This window comes from Neptuniibacter sp. PT8_73, assembly GCF_047778045.1.
In the GTDB taxonomy this organism is placed as follows: domain Bacteria; phylum Pseudomonadota; class Gammaproteobacteria; order Pseudomonadales; family Balneatricaceae; genus Neptuniibacter.
In genome coordinates this window covers 1,418,825-1,444,449 of record NZ_CP180545.1, presented here as the reverse complement: position 1 = coordinate 1,444,449, position 25,625 = coordinate 1,418,825, and the positions used below count along the sequence as shown (strand labels likewise).

General features: G+C 43.5%; 26 protein-coding genes and 10 tRNA genes. 6 read left to right on the top strand and 30 right to left on the bottom strand.

Translation table 11 applies throughout. The features are described from left to right. Nucleotides 1-117: 117 nt before the first annotated feature. From pepN to ACMXYN_RS06330, 19 genes are all read right to left on the bottom strand, one after another. A complete protein-coding gene (gene pepN / locus ACMXYN_RS06420) occupies nt 118-2,742 on the bottom strand; it encodes an aminopeptidase N (RefSeq protein WP_415894009.1) in 2,625 nt (874 codons plus the stop codon). A gap of 19 nt (nt 2,743-2,761) precedes the next feature. Further along, nucleotides 2,762-3,592 carry a DUF2797 domain-containing protein gene (locus ACMXYN_RS06415; RefSeq protein WP_415894008.1) on the bottom strand — a complete coding sequence of 277 codons (831 nt, stop codon included), beginning with the start codon at nt 3,590-3,592 and terminating at the stop codon, nt 2,762-2,764. Beyond that, nucleotides 3,592-3,864: a YeaC family protein gene (locus ACMXYN_RS06410; protein ID WP_415884159.1), complete on the bottom strand. Its 273-nt coding sequence runs from the start codon at nt 3,862-3,864 to the stop codon at nt 3,592-3,594. Before ACMXYN_RS06410 ends, ACMXYN_RS06415 begins: the two co-directional genes overlap by 1 nt. Nucleotides 3,865-3,922: 58 nt before the next feature. After that, nucleotides 3,923-4,798, bottom strand: a complete 876-nt coding sequence (locus ACMXYN_RS06405) for an alpha/beta fold hydrolase (RefSeq protein WP_415894007.1) — start codon at nt 4,796-4,798, stop codon at nt 3,923-3,925. Between the two features lie 3 nt (nt 4,799-4,801). Then, on the bottom strand, nt 4,802-5,638 hold the full coding sequence (locus tag ACMXYN_RS06400; protein ID WP_415894006.1) for a rhomboid family intramembrane serine protease: 837 nt from the start codon (nt 5,636-5,638) through the stop codon (nt 4,802-4,804). Nucleotides 5,639-5,655: 17 nt separating this feature from the next. Next, nucleotides 5,656-6,636, bottom strand: a complete 981-nt coding sequence (locus ACMXYN_RS06395) for a metallophosphoesterase (RefSeq protein ID WP_415894005.1) — start codon at nt 6,634-6,636, stop codon at nt 5,656-5,658. 1 nt (nt 6,637) lies between these two features. Continuing rightward, on the bottom strand, nt 6,638-7,519 hold the full coding sequence (locus tag ACMXYN_RS06390; RefSeq protein ID WP_415887726.1) for an NAD(+) kinase: 882 nt from the start codon (nt 7,517-7,519) through the stop codon (nt 6,638-6,640). A gap of 111 nt (nt 7,520-7,630) precedes the next feature. Next, nucleotides 7,631-8,530, bottom strand: coding sequence for a 1-aminocyclopropane-1-carboxylate deaminase/D-cysteine desulfhydrase (locus ACMXYN_RS06385; protein WP_415894004.1), 900 nt, complete (start codon nt 8,528-8,530; stop codon nt 7,631-7,633). A gap of 191 nt (nt 8,531-8,721) precedes the next feature. Continuing rightward, a complete protein-coding gene (locus ACMXYN_RS06380; RefSeq protein WP_415894003.1) occupies nt 8,722-9,645 on the bottom strand; it encodes a diguanylate cyclase in 924 nt (307 codons plus the stop codon). 175 nt (nt 9,646-9,820) lie between these two features. Continuing rightward, nucleotides 9,821-9,896, bottom strand: a tRNA-Val gene (locus tag ACMXYN_RS06375). Between the two features lie 66 nt (nt 9,897-9,962). Continuing rightward, nucleotides 9,963-10,039, bottom strand: a tRNA-Asp gene (locus ACMXYN_RS06370). Between the two features lie 114 nt (nt 10,040-10,153). Further along, nucleotides 10,154-10,229 (bottom strand) — tRNA-Val (locus ACMXYN_RS06365). Between the two features lie 34 nt (nt 10,230-10,263). Then, nucleotides 10,264-10,340 (bottom strand) — tRNA-Asp (locus tag ACMXYN_RS06360). A 35-nt stretch (nt 10,341-10,375) separates the two neighbouring features. After that, nucleotides 10,376-10,451 (bottom strand) — tRNA-Val (locus tag ACMXYN_RS06355). A 34-nt stretch (nt 10,452-10,485) separates the two neighbouring features. Then, nucleotides 10,486-10,562 (bottom strand) — tRNA-Asp (locus ACMXYN_RS06350). Nucleotides 10,563-10,597: 35 nt separating this feature from the next. Next, nucleotides 10,598-10,673, bottom strand: a tRNA-Val gene (locus tag ACMXYN_RS06345). Between the two features lie 35 nt (nt 10,674-10,708). After that, nucleotides 10,709-10,785: transfer RNA gene (locus tag ACMXYN_RS06340), tRNA-Asp, on the bottom strand. A 35-nt stretch (nt 10,786-10,820) separates the two neighbouring features. Continuing rightward, nucleotides 10,821-10,896, bottom strand: a tRNA-Val gene (locus ACMXYN_RS06335). A 34-nt stretch (nt 10,897-10,930) separates the two neighbouring features. Further along, a tRNA-Asp gene (locus ACMXYN_RS06330) sits at nt 10,931-11,007 on the bottom strand. A gap of 401 nt (nt 11,008-11,408) precedes the next feature. On the opposite strand from ACMXYN_RS06330, the gene syd reads away from it, so the two are divergent. Together syd and ACMXYN_RS06320 are read left to right on the top strand one after the other, a co-directional pair. Further along, the gene (syd, locus tag ACMXYN_RS06325) at nt 11,409-11,972 is read left to right on the top strand and encodes a SecY-interacting protein (protein WP_415894002.1); all 564 of its coding nucleotides are present in this window, start codon (nt 11,409-11,411) and stop codon (nt 11,970-11,972) included. Nucleotides 11,973-11,978: 6 nt separating this feature from the next. After that, entirely contained in the window at nt 11,979-12,560 is a 582-nt protein-coding gene (locus tag ACMXYN_RS06320) for a YajG family lipoprotein (protein WP_415894001.1), read from the top strand. 58 nt (nt 12,561-12,618) lie between these two features. On the opposite strand, the gene ACMXYN_RS06315 is transcribed toward ACMXYN_RS06320, so the two are convergent. Beyond that, the gene (locus ACMXYN_RS06315; RefSeq protein WP_415894000.1) at nt 12,619-13,287 is read right to left on the bottom strand and encodes a DNA-3-methyladenine glycosylase I; all 669 of its coding nucleotides are present in this window, start codon (nt 13,285-13,287) and stop codon (nt 12,619-12,621) included. 8 nt (nt 13,288-13,295) lie between these two features. After that, entirely contained in the window at nt 13,296-13,700 is a 405-nt protein-coding gene (gene msrB, locus ACMXYN_RS06310) for a peptide-methionine (R)-S-oxide reductase MsrB (protein WP_415893999.1), read from the bottom strand. 176 nt (nt 13,701-13,876) lie between these two features. On the opposite strand from msrB, the gene ACMXYN_RS06305 reads away from it, so the two are divergent. From ACMXYN_RS06305 to ACMXYN_RS06295, 3 genes are all read left to right on the top strand, one after another. Next, nucleotides 13,877-15,091 carry a pyridoxal phosphate-dependent aminotransferase gene (locus ACMXYN_RS06305; RefSeq protein ID WP_415884148.1) on the top strand — a complete coding sequence of 405 codons (1,215 nt, stop codon included), beginning with the start codon at nt 13,877-13,879 and terminating at the stop codon, nt 15,089-15,091. Nucleotides 15,092-15,199: 108 nt separating this feature from the next. Beyond that, nucleotides 15,200-15,571, top strand: a complete 372-nt coding sequence (locus ACMXYN_RS06300) for a hypothetical protein (RefSeq protein ID WP_415893998.1) — start codon at nt 15,200-15,202, stop codon at nt 15,569-15,571. Between the two features lie 163 nt (nt 15,572-15,734). Beyond that, entirely contained in the window at nt 15,735-16,562 is an 828-nt protein-coding gene (locus ACMXYN_RS06295; protein ID WP_415893997.1) for an HDOD domain-containing protein, read from the top strand. A 56-nt stretch (nt 16,563-16,618) separates the two neighbouring features. Here ACMXYN_RS06295 and ACMXYN_RS06290 read toward each other — a convergent pair whose 3' ends face one another. Both ACMXYN_RS06290 and ACMXYN_RS06285 read right to left on the bottom strand, forming a co-directional pair. Further along, complete coding sequence (locus ACMXYN_RS06290; protein ID WP_415893996.1) at nt 16,619-17,110, bottom strand: hypothetical protein; 492 nt, start codon at nt 17,108-17,110, stop codon at nt 16,619-16,621. Further along, entirely contained in the window at nt 17,111-18,016 is a 906-nt protein-coding gene (locus ACMXYN_RS06285) for a class I SAM-dependent methyltransferase (protein ID WP_415893995.1), read from the bottom strand. A gap of 153 nt (nt 18,017-18,169) precedes the next feature. Between ACMXYN_RS06285 and htpX the strand changes: the two genes are divergently transcribed. Beyond that, complete coding sequence (gene htpX / locus ACMXYN_RS06280; protein WP_415893994.1) at nt 18,170-19,063, top strand: protease HtpX; 894 nt, start codon at nt 18,170-18,172, stop codon at nt 19,061-19,063. A 32-nt stretch (nt 19,064-19,095) separates the two neighbouring features. On the opposite strand, the gene ACMXYN_RS06275 is transcribed toward htpX, so the two are convergent. The 7 genes from ACMXYN_RS06275 to ACMXYN_RS06245 are packed head-to-tail and all read right to left on the bottom strand — an operon-like array spanning nt 19,096 to nt 25,621. After that, nucleotides 19,096-19,500 carry a hypothetical protein gene (locus ACMXYN_RS06275; RefSeq protein WP_415893993.1) on the bottom strand — a complete coding sequence of 135 codons (405 nt, stop codon included), beginning with the start codon at nt 19,498-19,500 and terminating at the stop codon, nt 19,096-19,098. 2 nt (nt 19,501-19,502) lie between these two features. After that, on the bottom strand, nt 19,503-20,315 hold the full coding sequence (locus ACMXYN_RS06270) for an alpha/beta fold hydrolase (protein WP_415893992.1): 813 nt from the start codon (nt 20,313-20,315) through the stop codon (nt 19,503-19,505). Next, nucleotides 20,302-21,939 carry an ABC transporter transmembrane domain-containing protein gene (locus tag ACMXYN_RS06265; protein WP_415893991.1) on the bottom strand — a complete coding sequence of 546 codons (1,638 nt, stop codon included), beginning with the start codon at nt 21,937-21,939 and terminating at the stop codon, nt 20,302-20,304. The genes ACMXYN_RS06270 and ACMXYN_RS06265 overlap by 14 nt, the downstream gene beginning before the upstream one ends. Beyond that, complete coding sequence (locus ACMXYN_RS06260) at nt 21,917-22,972, bottom strand: AAA family ATPase (protein WP_415893990.1); 1,056 nt, start codon at nt 22,970-22,972, stop codon at nt 21,917-21,919. Before ACMXYN_RS06260 ends, ACMXYN_RS06265 begins: the two co-directional genes overlap by 23 nt. A gap of 8 nt (nt 22,973-22,980) precedes the next feature. Then, the gene (locus ACMXYN_RS06255; RefSeq protein ID WP_415893989.1) at nt 22,981-23,619 is read right to left on the bottom strand and encodes a hypothetical protein; all 639 of its coding nucleotides are present in this window, start codon (nt 23,617-23,619) and stop codon (nt 22,981-22,983) included. 13 nt (nt 23,620-23,632) lie between these two features. Continuing rightward, entirely contained in the window at nt 23,633-24,958 is a 1,326-nt protein-coding gene (locus ACMXYN_RS06250; protein WP_415893988.1) for a sensor histidine kinase, read from the bottom strand. A gap of 3 nt (nt 24,959-24,961) precedes the next feature. Continuing rightward, nucleotides 24,962-25,621: a response regulator transcription factor gene (locus tag ACMXYN_RS06245; protein WP_415893987.1), complete on the bottom strand. Its 660-nt coding sequence runs from the start codon at nt 25,619-25,621 to the stop codon at nt 24,962-24,964. Nucleotides 25,622-25,625 lie beyond the last annotated feature (4 nt).

Below are 25,625 nucleotides of genomic sequence, written 5' to 3'. Positions count from 1 at the left end.
TTTATTATTTGTTATAGCGCTAAACAAGATAACGCATGTTTAGCTTTATTCCTAAGCGAGTATAGCCGAGGTAAACGCATCCGTCCCCCCGGCTAAAGGCGTATATTGCAATTTTTTTTACGCCAAGCTTTTACTCACCACTTCGAAGACATCTTTTGATAGATTTCCACTGTCTCGAATGCGCTCTAGCTCTTTAAGCATAAGCGCTTGACGCACTTTGTCATATTTTTTCCAACGACTCAATGGCGTCACCATTCTTGATGCTATTTGCGGATTTTGAGCATTCAGTTCAATAATTCGATCAGCCAGGAACTGGTAACCCGAACCATCTTTCTCATGGAAATTAACTGGGTTCTGAGCACAGAATACAGAGATCAGAGAACGCAGCTTGTTCGGGTTTTTAGCATCAAATGCCGGATGTTCCATCAATGCTTTAACACGATCAATCGCTTTCTCTTTTGGATTAGAGGCTTGGATAGACAACCAAATGTTGACCACTAAGCTCTCATCCTTCCAGCGATCATAGAAATCATCCAATAAATCTTTAGCTGCCTTGTCATTTTCAGAGTGAGCCACTTGCACCAATGCGGCCTGCATATCGGTCATGTTATCCGACTTAGCATATTGAGCTTGAGCAAGCTCCAGATACTCAGGTTTATCTAAGGAAGTTAGATAAGATAAACATAGATTTTTCAGGCTTCGACGAGCAATGGAGTCAGAATCTGGCGAATATTGCAGATCAAGGTCATTAGTTTGATAACACTGCAACAATGTAGCCTCTAGCTCTGTTGCCAATGTTTGGCGTACAAACTTGCGTACGTTGTAGATAGCGTCAACATCGATCTCATCAGCTAGTTCAGATAGATAAGCTTCAGAAGGAAGCGTTAGCACCTTACTTACCATGGCTTTATCTAAACCTTCTGTTTCCAGAATAGCTTTATACGCAGACACTAAACGCTCATCTAACTGCAGCGCCTTATCATCACGATAGTCAGCGATTAAGCCTTGCATGATATCCACAGCAAGCTTTTGTGCCGCATCCCAACGGCTGAAGCCATCACTGTCATATGCCATCAGGAACATCAGCTCATCACGCTGATACGGATAGAACAGTTTCACAGGAGCTGAGAAGCCACGCAATAACGAAGGCACTGGCTTCGCCGCTAAGCCTTTAAAGGTAAAGGTTTGCTGCGCATCTGTGATATTAAGCACTTCAGTGCTTTGGCCATCAGCCAATACAAGATCCTTACCATTCTCATCAAGCAAGCCAAGAGCTAATGGGATATGGAATGGAAGCTTCTCCTCCTGACCCGGTGTTGCCGGACAGCGCTGCTCCACATGAAGCTGATAATCACCTGTAGAAGCATCAAAGCTATCAGTAACATGCAATTCCGGCGTACCTGCTTGAGAGTACCAATTGCGGAACTGAGATAAATCTTTACCCGATGCATCTTCCATCGCAGAAACAAACTCTTCCGTTGTCACCGCTTGACCATCGTGGCGTTCGAAATAAAGATCGGAGCCTTTACGGAATAATTCAGGGCCTAATAAGGTGTGAATCATTCGCACAACTTCTGCGCCCTTTTCATAGATAGTCAGGGTGTAGAAGTTAGAAATTTCAATAAACGAAGCCGGTCTGATTGGATGCGCCATTGGGCCTGCATCTTCAGCAAATTGAGCAGTACGCAGTACACCAACATCCTCTACGCGCTTCACTGTGCGTGAGTTCATATCAGCAGAGAACTCTGCATCACGGAATACGGTGAAGCCTTCTTTTAAACTCAACTGGAACCAATCACGACAAGTGACACGGTTACCCGACCAGTTATGGAAGTATTCATGCGCCACAACACCCTCAACGCGCTGAAAACCCATATCAGTGGTCGTAGCAGGATGAGCAAGCACACAAGAAGTATTAAAGATATTTAAACCTTTATTCTCCATTGCTCCCATATTGAAGAAGTCGACCGCAACGATCATATAGATATTTAGATCGTACTCACGGCCGTAAACCTGCTCGTCCCAAGCCATCGACTTTTTCAAGGACTGCATAGCGTAATCTAATTTATTCAGGTCTTTCTGCTCAGCATAAATCAGCAGTTCAACTTCACGTCCAGATGAGGTCGTAAAAGTATCTTTAATGTGCTGAAGATCGCCTGCTACTAACGCAAAAAGATAAGCCGGCTTACTAAATGGGTCTTCCCATTTTACCCAATGACGACCATCACCAAGCTCACCTTTATCAACTAAGTTACCATTGGAAAGCAACACTGGATAAGCCTGCTTTTCAGCTTCAATTAGTGTGCTGAAGACAGACATCACATCGGGACGATCTGGATAGAAAGTGATACGGCGGAAGCCTTCGGCCTCACATTGTGTACAGAACATACCGTCTGATTTGTACAAACCTTCTAATGCAGTATTTGTTTCTGGGTGGATTTTTGTCAGCGTTTTTAAGGTAAAGCTTTCTGGTAGTTCAGAAAGTAACAACTCTTCACCTTCACGCTGATAATCAACGTGTTCAACACCATCAATCGAAAGATTCAATAACTCTAGCTCTGGGTGCCCGAATAGCACTAGCTTCGGAGTTGAATCCTCACACTTCGGATTTCGGCTGATTTTTAATTCTGCTGTAACCAGAGTTTCCTGCTCAAACAATTGAAAACGCAGGTCGGTGGTTTCTATCAGATAAGATGGAACTTTATAGTCTTTAAGGTAAATAACATTGGGTTCTTGAGACATGATTTCACCTAGTCAGTTATCAGGCAGATACAGATACCTGATACGCTGTGAATTTACGCATATTGATAACGCCAGTATCTAAGATCAGGTACTGCCCTTTTATCCCCTGCAAAACGCCAGATACCTCGGCCGTTTTATCAAAATTAAACGATGTCACTTTGGTCGGGTAATTCAACACAGGGTAGTTGATCTCTATCTGTTCAGCATCTGGCAAACGCTGAATAGCTTGGATACCAAAAGTATGTTCGAGTTCCGCTAAACCTTCACTACATTTTTCAAAAAGCAGATCACGAATTTCAGCAAGCGTTAAAGGTTCAACTTCATTCTTAAGCATTTTGCGCCAGTTAGTTTTATCTGCCACATGCTCGCCAAGTAGGCGCTCAACTTTGCCTGACTGTAGGCGCGTTGCTACTTTCAAAATAGGCAACGCTTGAATAGCACCTTGGTCCATCCAACGTGTTGGAATTTGAGTGCCACGGGTAATACCAACTTTTACACCCGATGAGTTAGCAAGATAGACGTAATGATCCTGGAAGCAAAACTGCTCTCCCCAACCTGCATCACGACAAGTGCCTTCATGGAAATGGCAAAGTTCAGGTTTAACTATGCATTGATCACATTGAGGCAAGCTTTTGAAACATGGGTAACAGAAACCTTGGTTAAAGCTTTTGTTAGTTTTACGCCCACAATGAGTGCAATTGATCGCACCCTTGTATTCTAAGGAGATAGGTTTGCCAATGAGCTCATTCATTGGTACTTCCTGGTCACCTACAGGTAATTTGTAAACAACACCTTCAGGTGTTAGTTCGGTGCGCATTTTTTGTAGCGCACCCTGCGCTAAAATCTGCATTAATTTTTATCATCTGTCAGAATTTTAATCGTATCGGCAGCCAATGGATCTTTACCATGCTGAGAACCGTCTTGTTTTGTACGATCAATATATCCAACTCGCTCTTCTTCTGGCTTGTGCTCTAAGTCATAAGCAACAACGGCACGCATACAGATATCACGCTGTTCTGGCGTTAACTTACGTCCATCAGGCCATTTCCCCAGCTCCACTGCACGCTTAAGGGATTTATGCATATCAGGGGTCATTGCTTGAATTAGTTGTTCGTATGTCATCATCAATCTCTTACTTTTTATCAGGTCTCACCACCTGATTTTGGATCTACAAAGTTTATCACATCCCTGTTTCATTCAGCATAAATGCGACCACTTGTTCTTGAATCATACGTCTATTCTCTTCACATGGAATATGTAGATCTTCGAGTTCTTTTAACTGTTTAAGGTTAGGCAAGCTCTCTCTTGCTTGCTCAGCTAACTGATCTGGATCGAAATAGATATCTTCACTGGCAGTGAAAATCTGTACAGGCGATTTAAATCTGGACAGATCTGCCTCTGAAAATGGCCCCGGCGGTATCAACGTCATAGGGATACCCGCTTGGAACGTCGAATAATAATACCGTTCCAATTCTGGCCAGTTATCTTCCATTAACGGTTTCATTAGCTGATCAAAATGCGGCTGGTCGGTATGAATTTTAAAGCCAATAAAAGGCAGAATCAGTTTTTTCAATGGCCGCCATAAAGGTCTAGAGAATCCCGCAGGTACAATCAAAGAGGCTGCAGATATACGCTCAGGCTTGTAAGCAGCTAAATCAAGTAAAACCGCACCACCAAACGAGAGCCCTACCATAGGTGCTTGCTCAACACCCAAAGCATCCAAAAGCTGATCGAGCCACATGGCATAGGCACTATTGGAAGGCACTGGCGCAATACCTGGAGTTTTACCTGCTTGCCCAGGAATATCAGGCGAAATTACTCGAAAATGCTTAGTCAAAGGCCATAGCAGCTCGAGGTTAAACGGTGCAGGTGTATGTAAGCCATGCAGAGCGATTAATGGCGGCGCATCTTCAGGCCCAGCCTCCATTACCCAGATAGGCCCTAAGGAGGTGACTTGATATCGACCAGTGACATTACACTCTGGCAATTGGTTAAGTCGATCACACTGCCCTTGATAACGATGGTTAAGATCTAATGACAGTGAAACAGGATCCACTTTTTATCTCCTAGTAGCTAAAAGCTTTCCAAACGGAATAAATGCTAAACCAGCGAGCAAACCCACTAGGTGAGCGGTATTTGCAATAGCACCCAATTGCAGTGCTTCTAGAACACCAGCATAGCCAAGCACTAGCCAAAAAATTAAGAAGCCCATAATGCTCTGCGGCAAGCCAATTCGATGATCAGACTGGGTTTTATCCCACAGCCACGCATAGCCAAGGAAGGCAAAAACCACACCTGATAAACCACCAAACATAGGGCCAGCATCAAAATACTGAGCAATATTCGAAATAACACCGGAAAAGAGAATTAGCAGGCATAGGGCCAATCGGCCTTGATAGATCTCTATACGACTACCTACAACCCAGATCCACAGAGCATTAAACGCAATATGCAGCTCACTGAAATGAAGAAAAATAGGCGTAATAAAGCGCCAGATTTCAAATGACTCTAGCGTCCCAGCCAAACCAGAGCTGTAAAGACCACCATCTTTCTGAACAATGTCCGCAATCGTGAATAAACGCAGCCATTCTAAATTGTCACCAAAAGAGATTAAGAAGGTAAGTAACACACTACTCGCGATCAACAAACAGCTCATCCAAGCCTGTTTTACTTGAGATAGCAGATCAGTCTGACCTACTGCTTGTGGGATCGCTAAAACAAAGCCTTCAAGACTCTCTCCACGGCGACATTTCTCATATAAAGCGACAATCTGTGCAGGCTCAACCCCAACCGCAACCCAAACCTCTTGCGTGTGTTCTAGTTCAACAACCCGATGCGGCACCTCGTAGCGCCACAGGATTTGAGTAAACTCTGTGAGATCTTCACCTAAGGGCACAGAAAGCACCTTAATCATTAGAGACCCAACTCATCGGCGATTTCGGTTCTTACATCAACCCATACAAACTTGTCAGGCTGAATAGTTTTTTCATCATCCAATCGATAAGCAACCAACTTACCGTATTTAACCGCGCTGTAATCTAAACATGCGATATTAGGTGTTATAGGTTCAGGAACACCTTCACGCCAATAGTGACCAATAAATAACATCTTCTCTTCTGGGCCGTAATAGAGAAGGTCATTATGGTCCTGCTTAGTTAATTTCAAACGAGCTATATGCTCTGGCAACGGATCTGGCTGAAACACAACATCTGCATAATATTCCGGCTCTGCAGACCAAAACTTGGTTCGAAAGAAGCGTCTGCGATAGCCGTCTTTGCTCACCATGACCTCACCATCAGGCAAGCTTAAGTGTGTTCCTCTTAATAAACGGTCAGTCAGCGCCCATTCAAAGGTACCCCGCTTTGAGGAACGATGTAGAAAACGATCATCGATAATATGATTGGGGTACTCACCCTCGAAACGATCAATTAACTTTTGATGCCAACAAGCATGCACAACTCGGAAATGTTCGAACTCTAGATAAATCGGCATTTCCCGAATCCACTGTAAGAACATCTCTTGCTCATCAGGGTAATCGGCAAACTGTTCTAGGGTTTCAGCAAGAATGCGGTGGTGACGCGGACTATGCTCACGCAAGTAGCTAAGACCACTTCCCTCATGCCCTTCAGTACAGTAACTCAGAAAGTTAAATTCATGGTTCCCCATGACAATCTGAGCAGCGCCCGATTGCACCATATCGTAAACAATATGTAGAGACTCACGGATTCTAGGGCCGCGATCGACGATGTCGCCTAAAAAGATCATTTGGCGCTCTGGGTGGCGGTAAACTCCATCCTTCTTGCTGTAACCTAACTTGCTTAACAAAAGCTCTAAGCTGAGGCCGCAGCCATGGACATCGCCAACCAGATCGTAGCCTTTAAACTGATCAGTCACATCAATCTCCGAGCTTAGTACCCCAACCAAGTTTCTCTCGGCAGGTACTATAGAAATCATAATTGAGTGGATGTAACAGTTTCAGTTTATGCGGTTTCTTGTGAACCGTAATCGTATCTCCTGGCGCACAACTAATATCTTTTTGACCATCACAAGAAACGGTTGGGTAAGCACCATTATTAGGACTAATAACCAACTTAAGTTCGCTATTACCGTTAACCACAATCGGTCGACTAGAAAGGGTATGCGGGAACATCGGCACAAGTACCAAAGCATCTAACTTCGGATGCATAATAGGACCACCGCCAGATAAAGAGTAAGCTGTAGAACCAGTTGGTGTAGAGATGATCAAACCATCTGATTTTTGTGTATATACAAACTGCCCTTCAATATACAGTTCAAATTCAATCATTCGTGCCGCTTTACCTGGGTGAAGCACACAGTCGTTAAGCGCTGTTGCTTCGCCAATAGGTACGCCTTCACGCTTAACGATAACATCCAACAAAAAGCGGCTATCAACGGTGTACTTACCTTCAAGTACTTCGCCAACTTTTTCTTCAATTTCATTTGGAGAGATATCGGTTAGGAAGCCAAGATTGCCACGGTTCACACCAAGAACAGGAACATGGTATTGAGCAAGGGAACGAGCTGCACCCAACAGACTACCATCACCACCGACAACAATGACTAAGTCACATATTTCGCCCATCATCTTCTGAGTACTGGTCTGCTGGCCATGACCCGGCATAACTTCAGCGATTCGCTCATCAATAATAGTATTAAGACCGCGATCACCTAAAAAGCGAATAAGGTGCTTAAGTGTATCTATAACTGATTTACTACCTAAACGCCCAATTAGACCAATATTACGAAAGTAATCCATTATCTCTCCGGATTAACGTTTGTATGAAAAACCAGATTCTATCTAACTGATTTTTCAGATTCTTTTCAATGATTCTTTATGACCAAAACCACAATTTGGCGTTAATCAAGCTTAAGCTAGACTTCGAGCTCCTTGCAGACCACCGGTATGAATAGCCAAAATAGCACTTCCCTCTTCGTAATCACCGCGCTCAATTCTTTTCAACAGATGGCTAAGCATTTTTGCAGTATAAATCTGGTCTAGAGGGAGCTGATACTCCTTCAACATGCATTCCATAAAAGCCAACAAATCATTAGACACTTTAGCATAGCCGCCGCAATGCCCTTCCAAATCTAAGTCCCAGTTATCAGTAGGACCAACACCTGATTCAGTCATAAGGTTTTCGATGTCAGAAAACAAAAAGCCTGCCTTTTTCAGCACCGGTATACCTAAAACCGGAACATCAGGAACAGACAAAGCCACGCCAGCTAATGTGCCACCTGTCCCACAGGCTAAAACGATTTGATCAGGATTAACCTTAGCCAGGATCTCAGGCGTGATAATTTCTCGTGCGCCCTGCACAGCAAATTTATTACTTCCACCTTCTGGTACGATTAAAGGATTGTTAAAGCGCGTCTTTAGAGTCTCAAGATATTCAAAATCATGCCGCAGACGATATTCCTGACGATTAACAAAGCACAACTCCATCCCCCATGCTCGCGCATCTTTTAAGGTTGGATTATTCGCATACTCTGCTTCACCACGAATAACACCAATTGTTTTTATCCCAAACGATGACCCAGCCTTAGCTAACGCATGAATATGATTAGAATACGCCCCACCAAAACTAAGGACCGACGAATAACCCTTTTCAAGCGCATGCTGAAGGTTGTACTTCAACTTAAACCACTTGTTACCGCTTACTATTTCATCAGTCAGATCCAAGCGAAGCAGATAAAGCTTAACTCCCGCCTGAATAGTCTCATCGGTATCTAAAAGCTGCACGGGTAATACGGGATTTTGAAGAAGCATTGTAATTAACTAGCACTGCAACATAATTGAAATATAAATGAAGTACTTTAAAAGAAATTTAAATAACAGAGGAAGAAAAACGTGGAAGACTATATTGAAGAATTATTACTGCTAAATATCGATGAATATGAAGACGATGAATGTCTAGATGATGCTGAAGAACAATAACAGCATCATCTAGGCCCTCGAACTTAAGCACTATTGGTCTGAACTAAATTACCAATATGTTGCTTAATCAAGAAAGTACTATTCCCGCCCGAACTCTTAGATTCATACATTGCCAGATCTGCTCTTTGCACAATTTGATCTGGATTTTCCATACCGTTTGTTTCGGTCACACCAAGACTCACTGATACCTTAATCAGTGATTCAGTATCCTGATCAACACTAAATGAGCACTTCGAATTAAACATCACCCTAATTCGTTCAGCCGTTTTAGCTGCGGCATCAATATCGGTCTCAGGTAACAGCACCATAAACTCATCGCCACCATACCGAACAGCCACATCAGATGCTCGCAAAGTTTCTCGAAGAATCTCGCCAATAAGCCTTAAAACACGGTCACCCTCAAGATGCCCAAGAGAATCATTAACCTTTTTAAAATTATCCAGATCAAAGCAGATCAAACTTAAAGGATGGTTATAGCGCTTAGCACGATCTAACTCTTGCGCCATCACAGTGTAGAAATGTCTTTGGTTAAACAGGCCTGTTAACTCATCCGTCACAGAAAGTTTATGCAATTGCTGCTCTAAACTTTGCCGCTCGGTCAAATCATGGAAGAAACCAATACTGCCACCTTCATCCTGATCAACAATGGCAGCTGATAAACGAATCGGAACAACCGCTCCATCCCTACAAGCTAACTTAGCTTCGTAACCTTCAATACTACCCGGAGCACCATAAGAGTCCGACAGTAAAAGTCGTTTAATCTCTTTCGCCTCCTCCAAACTTGGATATATTGACGCGATACTAACTTTCCCAATAACTTCTTCAGCCGAATAACCCAAAAGCTTCTCAGCTGCTGCATTAAACAACTGAACAACCCCTGAGCCATCAACCCCTATAACTGGGTCTGGACAGAGTGATACAAGCACGGTTTCATCCACATTATTCACTGAGGTATTCCCATCTCTTTTATTTTTATTCCAGGAAACAAATTGTTAGCGTTATTTACGCTATAAGCGCATAGGCTTACAAAACGAAAGGGTAACAGATACAGCCTTTAAGTAAACAACTCAAAAGTCTTGGTATAGAAATTTAATAAATAGGAAATATAAGGAGGGCACTTAGTGGTGGGCGTGGAGAGGCTCGAACTCCCGACATTCGCCTTGTAAGGGCGACGCTCTCCCAACTGAGCTACACGCCCACTAAGCAGATGGCTTATTACGATTCTTTCAGCACTTCGAAAGAGAAGTTACCCAAAGGGTATAAATGGCGGAACGGACGGGACTCGAACCCGCGACCCCCTGCGTGACAGGCAGGTATTCTAACCAACTGAACTACCGCTCCACAATAACACGGGACTCGAACCCGCGACCCTCACTCTCCTTGGAGTGACAGCCAGATATCCACAAATGAATACCGCTCCACATTGTCTCGTACCGCGACCGGGGCTTTATTTAGTGGTGGGCGTGGAGAGGCTCGAACTCCCGACATTCGCCTTGTAAGGGCGACGCTCTCCCAACTGAGCTACACGCCCACTAAATAGTCACTATCTAAGCTCTTAAAGATAGTGGCGGAACGGACGGGACTCGAACCCGCGACCCCCTGCGTGACAGGCAGGTATTCTAACCAACTGAACTACCGCTCCACATTGTCTCGTACCGCGACCGGGGCTTTATTTAGTGGTGGGCGTGGAGAGGCTCGAACTCCCGACATTCGCCTTGTAAGGGCGACGCTCTCCCAACTGAGCTACACGCCCACTAAATAGTCACTATCTAAGCTCTTAAAGATAGTGGCGGAACGGACGGGACTCGAACCCGCGACCCCCTGCGTGACAGGCAGGTATTCTAACCAACTGAACTACCGCTCCACATTGTCTCGTACCGCGACCGGGGCTTTATTTAGTGGTGGGCGTGGAGAGGCTCGAACTCCCGACATTCGCCTTGTAAGGGCGACGCTCTCCCAACTGAGCTACACGCCCACTAAAATAGTCACTATCCAAGCTCTTAAAGATAGTGGCGGAACGGACGGGACTCGAACCCGCGACCCCCTGCGTGACAGGCAGGTATTCTAACCAACTGAACTACCGCTCCATATTGTCTCGTACCGCGACCGGGGCTTTATTTAGTGGTGGGCGTGGAGAGGCTCGAACTCCCGACATTCGCCTTGTAAGGGCGACGCTCTCCCAACTGAGCTACACGCCCACTAAATAGTCACTATCTAAGCTCTTAAAGATAGTGGCGGAACGGACGGGACTCGAACCCGCGACCCCCTGCGTGACAGGCAGGTATTCTAACCAACTGAACTACCGCTCCACAATAACACGGGACTCGAACCCGCGACCCTCACTCGCCTTGGAGTGACAGTCAGATATCCATAAATGAATACCGCTCCACATTGTTCGTCCAAGACAGTTACTTACTGCCCCAAACGGAGTGCGAATTTTACGGGTTTTGTTCCCCATGTCAAACGTTTAAACAAAAAAAATTTCATTCTTTTTGATTGCACATTCTTTGTACAAAATCAGTAAGTTAGAATAAATCAAAGCAAAACAGTATGTTCCACCAAACTGTTCAAAAAACATCCTACACATATCAACTTAACAACTACTCGTTTTTCCCAACAAATACGATTCTCTTACTTATAAAGTTATTTCCACATCCCTGAATTAAGTTAGAATCATTCGCTGACCAGTGACTTAAATAAAGAGTGTTATATGCCAGTCTCCCCTACCGTTTCAGCTTTAGATAGTTTTATGGAGAAGCTTAATACCATTCAGGCGCAGCACCCTCTCATCCGATTCAATTCAGATTGGCCTTCAGAGTGTTACGCGACTAAAGCTAAAGATGGTGATTCTGTATCTTGGTGGCCAACTCTACAGACGACCCCAAGCGATATGTTTACTCGATTAGAGGAGGCTCTTGAAGAATCCATTCATCCAGACATTATCGATTACTACTGTCGCTATTGGTCAGATCCACTACCAGCTAGCTGCAGTGATGGCGATCTCAGTCTGATACAAGTTTGGAATGATGAAGATATGGAGCGCTTACGCAGCAATCTAATTGGCCACGCACTTTCTAAACGTCAACAAAAAAGACCTCTGACCTTTTTTATTGCCTGCCCGGAACCAGATGAAGACTTTTTTATCAGTGTAGATAATTTTAGTGGAGAGGTCTGGTTAGAGCGCCCAGGCAAACCGCCTATCAGAAAGCTGGCTGACAACTTAGCCGACTTTCTTAATTCATTAACCCCCCGTCTAATTCCTGATACGGAGTAAGTTAAGTTGAAACAGATACGTTTATTAGTAACCGGATTACTAGCCATATTAGCCACTAGCACCTTAACCGGTTGCATGACATTTAATTCACAAACGCTAGATCTACACCCGCAGATCCAAGTTTCCAGGGTCTTGAGTAAAGAGAAACGCGTAGAGATTATTCCGAAAGACTTAAGAGCAGATTCAGTCATTGGCTACCGCTATACAGGTGAAGCAGATGCGCCATCAATTGTTTTAAAAGATAGCCTTCATCTTCTACAGCATACGACTGAACACGCATTGGAAGATATGGGAATCGTTCGCTTCTACGGTGGTGAATTTAATCTAACCATCAGTCTTATTGAACTTAATTACCACGCTTCTGATTCAAAAATAAAACAGACTGTGAGCTTAGATACCAAGTTAAAGGTAACGGTAAGCAAAGATAACAAGAGTTACACCGGTACTTATACAGCAGATAAACAGCAGACTTTTGTGGGCGTACCTTCAGAAGAAGAAAACGAAAGGTTGGTAAATGATCTATTTTCCAGCGTGATGAACCTAGCAATGAATGATCAACAACTAATAGATTTCATTCAGTTTAACTAATAGATAGAAATTACAATAAAAAAGCCTGCTACCTGTTAAGACGCAGGCTTTTTATTTTCTACCAACCAACGGTATGAGAGAGCAAACGGCTAATCTGACACATTGGCCTACCAGACTCTTCTCGCCATTGATTAAAACACTCTTGAACGAGCTTCAAATCCCTTTTCGCTGTTGGCTTTTTCTCAATAATTCCTTGAGCTTTCAGTCCAGCAACAACATCATCGGTCAAAATAAACGTATCTTTGCCGATCATTCTCAAAAAATAGCTTCCTGAATTCCCACCCAATTGCTGACCTTGTTTTTTGAGCAAATCCCATAAACCAATAATATCTTCGACCGGCCAATGAGCGACCAACTGCGCAAAACTACCATGCTTACTAGCAAGGTCTGTAACCATCAACGCATTGACACGGGTGGCTTTTATCTTACCCCAATGTCTGATCAACTGATCATTCTGCATTAGGTTTTCTAGTTGTTCGTCGCTCATTAAACTGACTTTTTCTGGATCAAATCCAAAAAATGCTTGTTCAAACGCTGGCCATTTAGAATCAACTAAAGAGTGCTTCAAACCAGCGCGAAACACCCTACGCATCATGTCGCTGAACAATCGATCATCAGGTACTTGCGCTAACGCAGATTCACTTTTAGCTAAAGGTAAGAGTGCTTCTATATCTTGATCAGGGTAATGAGCCTGAACATGCTCGTAAATCCACTGGAAGGATTTCATCTACTATTTCACTTTTTCACAAAATCTAATGAAGCAGAATTCACGCAATATCTAAGACCGGTAGGTTGTGGTCCATCCGTAAATACGTGCCCCAAATGCGAATCACACGTTGCACAAGTGATCTCTACACGTACCATGCCGTGAGTTGTATCGCTATGCTCGTCTATAGCATCACCCTCTACAGGCTGCCAAAAACTCGGCCAACCACTTCCTGAATCATATTTTTGCTCTGATGCAAACAACGGGGTTCCACAACAAATACAACGGTACTCCCCACTTTGCTGGTTATTATAATACTCGCCCGTGAAAGCACGCTCTGTGCCTTTTTGACGACAGATACGATATTGCTCTGGACTTAAACGGTCTTGCCACTCTTGCTCAGAATGAACGACCTTTTGGTTTTTTTCAGCCATACAATCTCCCTGATAATAAAAAAGCCTGCAGTACGCCATTTCCCTAGGTTTCAACAAATAAAAGGCGTATGATTAGTCTCTTTTTTTTCTGAGGCTTATACCATACAACCTAGGTCTCTATGCATAGGACAACATCTAGCCGCAGAGATTCCCGGCTAGGTTTGCAGGACAATAAAATGCCAGTAATCCGTAAATCAAACAAGCTGATCAATGTGTGTTACGACATTCGCGGTCCAGTACTTCAGGAAGCTAAACGTCTTGAAGAGGAAGGACAACGAATCCTTAAATTGAACATTGGCAATCCCGCCCCATGGGGTTTCGACGCGCCTGAAGAAATCGTACAGGACGTTATTTTGAATCTACCCGCCTCCCAAGGCTACTGTGATTCAAAAGGCTTGTTTTCCGCCCGTAAAGCGGTGATGCAAGAGTGTCAGAAAAACGGAATTAAGAATGTAGGCATTGAAGATATCTACATTGGCAATGGCGTTTCAGAACTTATCGTAATGGCAATGCAAGGTCTGCTAAACGATACCGATGAGATGCTGATTCCTGCGCCTGACTACCCTCTTTGGACAGCTGCAGTAAGTCTGAGCGGCGGTAACCCAATCCATTACCGTTGTGATGAAGAAAAAGATTGGGCACCTGATATTGAAGATATGCGCAGTAAAATTACTGATCGCACAAAAGGTATCGTGGTTATCAACCCGAACAACCCAACGGGTGCTGTATATCCAAAGGCCGTGCTTGAACAGATTATAGAACTTGCCCGCGAGCATAATCTGATCATCTTCGCAGACGAGATTTATGACAAGATTTTATACGATGAAGCAGTGCACACTCCTCTAGCATCACTTGCTGATGACGTGCTGTGTATCTCCTTCAACGGTCTATCTAAATCTTATCGAGCAGCAGGTTTCCGTTCTGGATGGATGATTGTAAGCGGACCAAAGCATAATGCCCGTGATTACATCGAAGGTTTAGAGATGCTTTCTAGCATGCGCCTTTGCTCAAATGTACCCACCCAACATGCCATTCAAACGGCACTAGGTGGATACCAGAGCGTCAATGAATTGATCGTATCGGGCGGTCGACTTTACGAGCAGCGTAATCTAGCCTGGAAGATGCTTAACGAGATCCCAGGCGTAAGCTGTACGAAACCAGAAGGTGCGCTCTACCTGTTCGCCAAATTGGATCCAGAAGTTTATCCGATCAAAAATGACGAGAAGATGGCTTTGGATCTACTACTGCAACAGAAAGTCCTTATCGTCCAGGGCAGCGGCTTCAATATGCCAGATACACAACATTTCCGTTTGGTATTCTTACCTCGTAAAGATGAGTTACAGGACGCTATCGAAAGGATAGGTACCTTCCTCAAAACCTACGAGCAATAAGAAAAACGGCCATCTTTGATGGCCGTTTTTTGTAATCTCATTGTAATAAGACCATCCTAGACTAAGCTCTATATTACGTATTCGCCTTTAGAGTTAATAGGATAATCAATGTTTATAAAGGTAAGAAAAAACTGCGGTATCTATATGGAGCACAACGGCTTAGAACAGCGCCACCTTGTTCCTGTTACATCAAACTTTCTGATCAACCTAAATCACGTCGCAGAAGTCTCTTTCTATACAATCAAAGAGTCTAAGGTTCGTTACGACCTTGAGCATCACGAAGTGACCATCCCCCCCCATACGCGTGTTATTCACGTACAAATGAACTACCTATATGGTTCTTACAAAGAAACAGTTAACGATAAAAAAGGCCGTTTGGTCGACCGTTGTTACTACAAGCTTTACTTTATGCCTGAAGAGATGGGACAGTACGAAGGCATTCGATCTCAAATTGAAGGCTTAGTCCTCAATGAGGATTAGTTGATTAAAAAGCGGCCACCAGCCGCTTTTTTTTGCCTAATAATCAAAAACTTCTTGCAAATAACATCATAGAACTCTAATTATCTAATAAGAGCTTTTTGTTGATACGGGTGTTGGTGTGCAGAAAGCTCAATAACAAGAATCTGATCTCTAAGGAGTGCATATGGAGATTCGCGAACTACTTGAGCAAACAGACAAACTGCCCAATGTTCCCGAGGTCGTAAGACAGTTAATTCAACAGTTAAATAACCCTGCTGCAGACTACGGCGAAATTGCTGAAAAAGTAGCACAAGATCAGACTCTATCTTTAAAAATTCTTCGACTTGTAAACTCTGCTCATTTTGGCTTAAGACGCAAAGTATCATCTATTGATGAAGCGGTTGTAATGCTAGGTATGGTTCGCCTTAAAACGCTTGTTATCGCTTCAGGTATTGCTGGTTCGGTTAAAGAAGTGGAAGGCTTAGACCTGAAAAAATTCTGGAGCGAATCATTCCGCGTCGCCGCTCTTTCAAAATGGTTTGCTGAACGAGATACCGATGTTGATCCTGATATTGCCTTTACTGCAGGTCTTATTCATAACATTGGTCGCCTTCTCTTACACCTATCTCAACCAACACGAGCTCAGGAAATTCAAGCACTGATAGATGAGTCAAATTGCAGTCGTTGCGATGCAGAGGTAGAACATTTAGGTTTTACTGCACCTGAAGCTGGTCAGGCTTTATTAAATATGTGGAGCTTCCCAGAGGAGCTTGGCACAGCGGTACGTCAACATAAGCAACCAACCTCTTTTGACGAGCCATCAGCACTTGCTGCTGTAGTAAATCTAGCCTGTGTCGTGAATTCAGCGATCAGCAATAAAGACAACCTAGAAGCACTTCAGAGTAATTTCCCTCAAGGTGTTGCTACGCTAGCAGGTGTCTCAGCAGATACGTTTGGTGATCTAGAGGAAGCACTAAATCTTGAATCAGGTTTGGATGGTTTAGCTGATTAACTTCAGCTTTAACATTGAAAAAGGCAGCCTAGGCTGCCTTTTTTGTATCTCAACCGTTAAACTGGTTCGGTACCAGTTGCTGTAACAGCTTTGATACAAGAGATAATATCTTTTACATCTTGTAATGCACGATGGCGTCGAAATTGAGCTTTAGCCAAGAAGCCAAACTGAATAAGTTGCTCTTTGCTTAAAATTCGATCTAGCCCTGCCATACGAAAGCTTGGCTGAACTCCCGTCGCTTCAAATAAGCGGGTTAACCAAAACAGATCAAATTCAAATGCATCGCTAATCAGCGTTTTACCTTTTAGCTTTTTATTTAAGCGTGAACAGGCTTGCTTAATATCAAGCCCTTTGCTTACCGCTTCTTCTCGGTCTATACCGTGCATCTCCTCGGCATACTCATCCCAATATGCCCACCCGGCTGCAGAATCTGGATTAATCAGAAAGTTATCTTGTTCGCCTGTCTCATCGTTAATCCAAGCGATTTCAATCGGATAAGACTCAGCGCCTAACCCACTTGCTTCCAAATCAATACAAATTAGCTCCACTCACTTCTCCCTTACGTATAACAACACTTTAAGGCTTTTTTCGGGTTCAGCTTCCGGAAAATCTTCCGGATTATTTAAACGTTCAACAAACTTAAAATCTGGACACTCTTCCAACATCAAATTCTTTAGAAACTCAGTGCCATTTTTCGGATCATTATGACAGGCTAGAACCTGACCACCCTCTTGAGTTAATTCGTTCAAACGACGAATAACTTTACGGTAATCTTTTTCAGCGACAAAACTCCCCGGCTGGAAACTTGGCGGGTCAATTACAATCAAGTCGTAAGGGCCATATTGACGCACCTTTTTCCAAGACCTAAATAGATCGTACGCCAAAAATTTAACACGGTCTCCATTTAAACCGTTCAAGATGTGATTTTCCCGACCTGTATTAATCGCACCTCTCGACATATCGACATTAACAACGTGATCAGCACCACCAGCCAAAGATGCTACAGAGAAAGCACAGGTATATGAGAATAAGTTTAGCACGCGCTTACCACCCGCATTGTGCATCACCCATTTACGCCCCTCACGCATATCCAAAAACAAACCACTATTTTGATTGCGTTGAGGTTTGACCTGATAGAAGAGTCCAAGTTCCATCGTATTCATCTGTTCAGGCACTGTGCCCCAAGCAACATTTTGCTGCGCTTCTTTACCCCGAGAACGCTGCTGAATCACCAAGCCTTCGATTTCATCTACACTCTTTAAAGTGTCACTTAATTCCGCAACCCACTCAGGCTCAACCTCTTTATATAACCGAGCTACGGCATATGGAGGAAACCAATCAATTACCAGATGCTCAAATCCCGGAAAACAGTGTCCACGGCCATGAAAAATCCGGCGCGATTCACCCATCGCTAATGGTATTTGCTGCTTTACGACTGTTAAGACTTGCTGCATCTGAGATCCTGTATCCAAAGGGTCATAAAAAGGGGCTAAATTATAGGCGCGGGCGGAAATTGACACCAGTAATTAAAGGACAAATAGACTTGAAACTTTTATCATCCGCCCCTATCTAAGCAATGAGCTTAAACAATAGGAAATCTTTCACTTATGATGCGAATCGGTTTATTTCTGTTAACTAACATCGCTGTGCTAATCGTTGCCAGCATTACCCTTAATCTACTGGGTGTTGACCACTATGTTTCCGGTGCTGGCCTAAATATGACCAGTTTGCTGATCTTCTGTGCTGTCTTCGGTTTTGCTGGTTCATTCATCTCGCTATTCCTATCTAAGAAAATGGCGAAAATGACAACAGGTACAGAGATCATTACCCAAGCACGTAACTCTGATGAACAATGGCTTTTAGATACTGTTGCTGAGCTTTCGGAAAAAGCAGGTATTAAAATGCCTGAGGTTGGCATTTTCCCTGCTCAACAAGCAAACGCATTTGCAACGGGCTGGAATAAGAATGACGCATTAGTTGCTGTGAGCTTAGGTCTATTGCAGCGCTTCCAGAAAGAGGAAGTAAAAGCAGTAATGGCACATGAGATTGGCCACGTAGCTAACGGTGATATGGTTACAATGAGCTTAGTTCAAGGCGTTATAAATACTTTTGTAATGTTTTTTGCGCGTATTGCAGGCTACGCAGTCGACAGTTTTCTTAAGAGCGATGATGAGGAAAGCCAAGCAGGTACAGGTATAGGTTATTTCGTCACTGTAATTATCTTCGAAATTATCTTTGGTATTTTGGCATCGTTTGTCGTTTCATGGTTCTCCCGTTACCGCGAATTCCGTGCAGATGAAGCAGGAGCAGATCTATCTAGCAACCATGCAATGATCGGTGCTCTACAACGTCTAAAAGCTGAATACGAAATGCCCGATCAGATGCCTGGCCAGCTAACTGCCTTTGGTATTAGCAGCCATATGAAGTCGGGCCTGATGGAATTGATGTCTAGTCACCCTCCGCTTGATAAGCGTATCGAAGCGCTTCAGAAGCGAGGTTAAGCAAAAAAATCCCCGGCAAGCCGGGGATTTTTTTACAGCGTATTTCCATCGATAAACTGTCTATATCTAATAACCTTTTCTAACTGTCCAGCATCGCCCAATCTATATTTATAGATTTTATCGCCTTGTCGATAGATTCCTCGGCAACGAAACTCTTTTCCTTCCATACTTAAACAGATTTCGTCTTTGTTATTTACTTTCCAGATGCCCTTTCGCTCTTCCCAATAACGCTCTTGTTCAACAAGTCCATTCGCAGCGTAATATGTGAAACTGCTACTACCGGATATAACGTTGAAAGATTCAACCGTTTTACCCACAAACAATGCTTTTATTTCTGATCCATTCAAGCGAGTTAAAGGACCATCGCTAGGCTTAACCTGACAACCCACCAACATAACTATTGCACTCATCCCAAGTATTGTTCTCAAAGTTGTCATCTTTATCTCCGATTACATTCTGACCAAAACTGGTCAATACAAGTCTTTAATCCACTAGCAAAAAAACTACCCGAAAAATCATGCCCCTGCTCGGGTAAGACACAAAGGCGTGGGCTAGTTACACCTAATAATTGGCCCTTCAATTTCGCCAATTCTTTAAACCAAGTGTGGGCACGCTCAAGCCGATTCATTCCTTGCGCTTTATCTACACGCGCCCCAGTCCTTAAACTTTTATCTCGAACCGTATCTCGCTCGCCAACTGCAACCATTAAAGGAATATTGAGCATGCTATCTATTTGCGCTTTCCCCATCCAAGAAGGTATTTCTTTCAATCCATAGGGGTAAGCATCTTCTCGATTAGGGATGGTGTACCAACCCGCACTACATATAACCAGCGAGGCTATTTTATTTGGGTGGAAAAGTGCATATCGGTGAGCAAACTGTGCGCCACCCGAATAACCACACAATTTAATTTTAAATTCCGGCAACCCCACATGTTTTCTAAATGCGATGAGAAGCGTATTCAACGCAATATCGGCACGTGGCATATAAGGGCCTTTAGATAACTTTTGATATTGTGGAAAAGCCCCTTTCTCAAATTCAGGCACCACAAGCCAACAGCCAAACTTGTCGGCAAGCGTTCTAAAAGCTTCCAACTGATCATCGTACTGCCGGGAAATTCCATGCACCGCAACAATGACCTGAGTATCATCCTTCAGCTGTTTTGGACGGTATAACCTCGCAGGCAATGATTTAATTGACGGGTAAATACAACGAACAGCATCGCCTGGCGCAGGTATTTCAAGCAAGTTCATGATTTATCCCCCTTGGAAATTCAACAACATTGCTGGGTTTAGCATCGCCACTTGCTGAGACTTTAATATCACCATTCGTCAGAGGCATTAACTCCTCCAGCTCCTCGGCAATAACAATTGCTCCATCAAAGCGATTGTATACAACCACCAACATGCTTCTAATATCAGGACTTTTTAACGCGACATCGGAATCGATAAGCAATAGCTTTGGGCGCCTTAGCAAAGCTCTTGCTAGCTGAACCCTAAACCTTAAATTGCTGGGTAAATTTGACCCCCTTTCTTCAATTTTTAATTCGCTTCCTTTATCAGAGCAATATGCCTGCAGACCGGTTGTTTCAATAACCTTCTGTGTAAACTCTTCTGACCTTTTCCTTGCACCATAGAAAAGATTACTACTTAGCGTTCCTTTCAGTAGAGGAAGTTCAGGGCTCACAAGTGAAACTGTTTGGGCCCAGATAGATGGATGAATCAATGAGTTCCTTCGGCCACAAAATCTAAGCTTCCCACTCGTGATCGGAACAATACCTGCTAATGCTTCCATAAAAGAGCTCTTACCTGCCCCTTGAGCACCTCGTAACAACAATCGATCTTGCTCATTAATCACACAAGAAATCGGGCTAAAACGCTGCTTAACAGCCATTCTCTTTAACTCAACTTTAAAGGCCCTTTTAGGTAGCCGGCGCTTGCTTTGTAAACCTACGATATCACGCTCTAAAAAAGCACCTAACTTATCTTCGGATACCTTTTTTAAGGTCCAAAGCTCATATAAGCGGCTAAGCCTTCTAAGCTGATTAACCAAATACAAAGACGCTACCAGCAATACAGGAATGTAAGTTTCTGCAATAAGCCCAGCCTGACTAAGATTTAGCCCCTGCATCACGATAACAAGCACAGATATCAGTAGAACTGCTTCGTTAAAGCCTCTAATTAGAGAAGAAGCATGAGCTTTACGCATCTGTCGCGTTTTTAAGCGATCAGCACTACGAGAAAACTTTCGCTGTTCTTTTCCAGATTGGTTGAACAATCTTATTAATTTAAAAAGAGCTAAACGTTCGTTAGTCGCATTAATTAAACGTCCTCTTTCACGCCTTACACTCACCGTTGAGCGATATAATCCCTTACCTAAATAAAAATTACCCAAGACAGCAAAAGCCAGCGGTATAAAAGCTGTTACTAACAATGTCCAATGAATCTGACTTAGTGCGACAAATGCAGCTAATAACCAAATTCCCAGTACAAGCAGCGGAGCTATTCCGTGCACCATCCAATTTCGAATTGGTGTCATATCCCCTGTGAGCCGCAATAAAGTACCACCTCTGCTAAGAGCCTCATCACTCACAGGTAGCGCTAACGTGTGTTTATACACCGTATTTCTTAACTCACAGATATAAGCTTGAGCTATTCGTTCAGCAAAATAACGTTCGCAATATCTAGCTGCCGCCAATCCTAAAATCGCAGCTAACACAATTGATGTAATAGCGATATCGAATGAAAACTGCTCATGGCCCAACTGATCCTTAGCCAAGGTCATTAAACCAAGGAAACAGGCTGTCTGGATCAACCCAATTAGGATCAATCCACCTAGTCCTTTCCAACGTTGTTTAGACAGCATAGGAGGTAACATGACTATGATCCCTCTCCAAACTAGCCATCAGCGATTTAGCCGTATCTGGATTACGCAACTCTGCTAAGGAATAAATCGGTAAACCTAAAGTTCCTTGCACCTCTTCTGCACAGATAGCAGCGCGAGTAAATAACCCGCCTAAACCATAGATTGGAAATCCAGCTTCAATCATTTTTTCAGCGCAAAATGCAGCAGCCGTGGAGCTATCAGCTGCAATCATAGAAGCACTCACTTCTTTAAGTAAGCGACCATTGGCGAGTAGTTCTTTGTTTTGTGGCTGTAAAACTCCATCTGCTAATTCAACAATTAATAGATCGGCATCGGCTTGAACTGCATCCATTTTCAGCCTTTGTAGCAATTGAACCAATTTTGTTTCACTTAGATTAACCGTGGTTGGATAACCCGCATCAAGAAAGTCTTTCACTTGATAAGCGCCAGCATCAACCATCTTCCAATAATCAGGCCCAGATCCTGTACCTGTTAGTTTAGCGGCTGCAGCCTTAAATCCCGCTTTCGTAAAGCCATTAATTAGCGATGCGGCCATTGAGGTTTTACCACTGTTCATGTCACTGCCTACAACTAACAAAACAGATATTTCATTGGCCGATGGATGTAGATAAGCATCTTTAAGCGTGCTGTAATTTTCCAAATTAATTTTCTGCCCTTGGCTATTAACCAACACCCCTAGAGCTGTAATCTCAGTCGCAGCTTTTACCTGAGAGCTTTTACTGATCACATCACCAGCGATACCTCCGGCAGCAACAAGTTGAGTTTTGCCTAACTGCGCAGGTGACTTAGCGTGAAACTGATCCGTCGCATAACGATCACCCGCTGCCACAATCATCAGATCATCCACAAAAAGGTGTTCACGGCGTCCATAGGGGTTTTCAAGCCGAGTGTGCTGACGAATCCGATCGACTCTCGCTAATAAAAGATCTCCTGCCTCAGGCAATAATTTCGCAACGTCAGCAACATCATCAAAGTTAACATTGCGCGTGATATAGCTTCTTTTGACACGATTCAGATCAATCATTTTCTACCTCACTTTTGTTTACGTTGTTTGTAAACAATTCGGGATATTCTCTTTGCTGTAGCTTTTTCTGGTGTTAACAGGGCTTCCAATTCAACGCGCTTCGTTTTTCCGAAACGGTCAGTCGCTTTTCGTTCTACAACAAGACCTAATTCAGGGGCATATTCAATATCATGAGTTTCCCTGACCTTGGCGATAACCTCTTTCCAAAATACCGAGCGTGCACAGTTATATTTGTTGGTTTTGTACTTTTTCTTTTTCAGCTTAAAGTGACCTTCACCTCGATAAGTACAACGCCAATGACGAATGGAGTTGCCTGATTTAGAGCTTTGACGATTCATTTCAAACTGAGCTGCGTCGCCTTTTCCAAACGGGATCAAAGTTTCGGGCGATCCGAACTTCAATGTCTGGGTATAACCTTCCGTACGATCCGGGTACTTTTGATAACTAAGAACAGGAACAACCGGATGGATCGAACGTTTATATAAACGCTTACGCTGATCCTCCCAGACTTCCCAACCTGTGCCTTTCTGAACCAGTTTCTCTACTTTTCCATCACTGTATACAGCCACAGTACCAATATCATTACTGGCAGCGATGGTGCCGGCGTACCCTACAAAAAACATGGCTATCAATGCTCGTTTCATCACCTTTAACCCCTAATCAAAGCTTTCTAACTAACTCAACTTTTACTCGTAAACCGCCTAAGTCACTGGATGATAGAGTTAAACTTCCATCATAAACTCGTGCAATCGACTGGCAGACCGACAACCCTAGGCCATGACCAGACAAATGTTCATTTTCGTCAACCCTGACACCTCGTTTGTTAGCCTGTTCAATCTTACTTTCGCTGATTCCTACACCATCATCTTCTATATAAAAGAACCAATGGTTGCCATCCACTTCTACAATAATTCGTACTTCCGACTGCGCATACTTCCATGCGTTATCCAGTAGATTCCCTAACAGTTCCAACATGTCATCCCTGTCAAAAGGCAACTTTTCATGTTCACTGTTCACCACTACGGATAGAGCTCTATCATGAATCTGGTTCAGCAGGACTTCTAAGTGAGGTAACTCTTCAGAAAACGAAAACAGATAGCCTGGCATCGGTGCGCCAGAGATCCGTGCACGTCTCAATTCAGAATCAATTCGGCGATGTAATTGTTCAATGCTCTTATCTATGGCTTTTCGTTGCGCTGTATCCGTCAGCATTGACGCATGTATCTTTAATTCTTGTAGAGGCTTCTTAAGTTCGTGCGCTAAGTTACCCAACGCCATACGTGAACGAGACAACTGCTCCTCTGAGCCTGACACCAATTTTCGAATAGACTCAACCAGTCCTGATATCTCTTGCGGAACATCTTCAGGGAAGTTCAATTCACCGGTATTTTTATTGTTTTCAATCGCCTCCTGAACGGGAGCTAGGCGATTAAAACCCGTTCGAATGACATAGCGCTGCCATAGAACAAAGCCAAAAATAGATAAACCGGCGACAGCTACCAAGATCCACTCATAGAACCGCTGTTTCTGTTCAATCGAGGTGATATCTTCAGCCACCCATAAACTGAAGGTTTGGCCTTTTTTGGTGAACGCTTCTTGATAGACCAACCACCTTTCACCCGCATTCTCGAAATATTGATATTCTTCTGTATCACCGGAAGAAAAACCCGAAACATCAATTACGGTATCCCACAAAGATCGAGAACGGATTTGCTCTTTGTTCCAGCTTAAAATGAAGTAATGGCCTGAACGGACACGCTGATAAACCGTCGGTAAATATTTCTCATCGACCTGCCAAGCAGAGTCTTTTTTATCAATAGATGTAATTAAGCTTTCCGCATCCTGCTTAAGACGACTGACCACCAAATCATCTACAAGAATGTGAACACTGCGATCGATGATAAAAACCAAGACCATTAATAGCGGCAAGACCACCAGTAATAATCGGTTTCTGATACGCTGCTCTAATGAGATCACTCGAGTCATGGCTTAGCCCTTTAACCTGTAACCTTGACCACGAAGGGTCTCGATAATCCCTTTGCCAAAACGCTGTCTGAGTCTATTTACATAAACCTCGATAACGTTACTGTCTCGCATCTGCTCTTCTTCGTAGACATGCTCGCTAAGGTGAGCTTTTGAAAATACCTTTCCAGGATTCAACATGAGATATCTAAGTAACCGAAACTCTATCCCGGTAAGCTGAACAGAATTTCCATCTTTATCCTGAACTTTCTGCGTATCTGGATCCAACGACAAACCACACACCGAAATAACCTGAGATGCTCTGCCGAAATAGCGTCTAATCAACGCCTCTAAACGCGCTAACAATTCTTCAGCGTGATACGGTTTACCTAAATAGTCATCCGCACCTGCTTTAAGACCATCAACGCGCTCCTGCCAGCTATCTCGAGCGGTTAACACTAAAACCGGTGTCATATCACCCATAGCTCGCATCTGTTGAAGTACCTCTAAGCCCGAACACTTGGGCAAACCAAGATCCAAAACAATCGCATCGAATGATTCCTCTTTAATTCGAAACAACGCATCTTCACCGTCATAGGATTTTTCAACCGCATAACCGCTTCGCTTTAAAACCGGCTTTAAGGCTTCAACTTGTGCGATTTCATCTTCAACTAATAAAATCTTCATTGCC

Excerpts from the sequence above, each read along its gene's own strand:
- pepN (WP_415894009.1), bottom strand. The coding sequence starts at position 2,742 with ATGTCTCAAGAACCCAATGTTATTTACCTTAAAGACTATAAAGTTCCA.
- ACMXYN_RS06415 (WP_415894008.1), bottom strand. The coding sequence starts at position 3,592 with ATGCAGATTTTAGCGCAGGGTGCGCTACAAAAAATGCGCACCGAACTA.
- ACMXYN_RS06410 (WP_415884159.1), bottom strand. The coding sequence starts at position 3,864 with ATGACATACGAACAACTAATTCAAGCAATGACCCCTGATATGCATAAA.
- ACMXYN_RS06390 (WP_415887726.1), bottom strand. The coding sequence starts at position 7,519 with ATGGATTACTTTCGTAATATTGGTCTAATTGGGCGTTTAGGTAGTAAA.
- ACMXYN_RS06385 (WP_415894004.1), bottom strand. The coding sequence starts at position 8,530 with ATGCTTCTTCAAAATCCCGTATTACCCGTGCAGCTTTTAGATACCGAT.
- syd (WP_415894002.1), top strand. The coding sequence starts at position 11,409 with ATGCCAGTCTCCCCTACCGTTTCAGCTTTAGATAGTTTTATGGAGAAG.
- ACMXYN_RS06315 (WP_415894000.1), bottom strand. The coding sequence starts at position 13,287 with ATGAAATCCTTCCAGTGGATTTACGAGCATGTTCAGGCTCATTACCCT.
- msrB (WP_415893999.1), bottom strand. The coding sequence starts at position 13,700 with ATGGCTGAAAAAAACCAAAAGGTCGTTCATTCTGAGCAAGAGTGGCAA.
- ACMXYN_RS06305 (WP_415884148.1), top strand. The coding sequence starts at position 13,877 with ATGCCAGTAATCCGTAAATCAAACAAGCTGATCAATGTGTGTTACGAC.
- ACMXYN_RS06300 (WP_415893998.1), top strand. The coding sequence starts at position 15,200 with ATGTTTATAAAGGTAAGAAAAAACTGCGGTATCTATATGGAGCACAAC.
- ACMXYN_RS06295 (WP_415893997.1), top strand. The coding sequence starts at position 15,735 with ATGGAGATTCGCGAACTACTTGAGCAAACAGACAAACTGCCCAATGTT.
- ACMXYN_RS06285 (WP_415893995.1), bottom strand. The coding sequence starts at position 18,016 with ATGCAGCAAGTCTTAACAGTCGTAAAGCAGCAAATACCATTAGCGATG.
- htpX (WP_415893994.1), top strand. The coding sequence starts at position 18,170 with ATGATGCGAATCGGTTTATTTCTGTTAACTAACATCGCTGTGCTAATC.
- ACMXYN_RS06275 (WP_415893993.1), bottom strand. The coding sequence starts at position 19,500 with ATGACAACTTTGAGAACAATACTTGGGATGAGTGCAATAGTTATGTTG.
- ACMXYN_RS06270 (WP_415893992.1), bottom strand. The coding sequence starts at position 20,315 with ATGAACTTGCTTGAAATACCTGCGCCAGGCGATGCTGTTCGTTGTATT.
- ACMXYN_RS06265 (WP_415893991.1), bottom strand. The coding sequence starts at position 21,939 with ATGTTACCTCCTATGCTGTCTAAACAACGTTGGAAAGGACTAGGTGGA.
- ACMXYN_RS06260 (WP_415893990.1), bottom strand. The coding sequence starts at position 22,972 with ATGATTGATCTGAATCGTGTCAAAAGAAGCTATATCACGCGCAATGTT.
- ACMXYN_RS06250 (WP_415893988.1), bottom strand. The coding sequence starts at position 24,958 with ATGACTCGAGTGATCTCATTAGAGCAGCGTATCAGAAACCGATTATTA.
- ACMXYN_RS06245 (WP_415893987.1), bottom strand. The coding sequence starts at position 25,621 with ATGAAGATTTTATTAGTTGAAGATGAAATCGCACAAGTTGAAGCCTTA.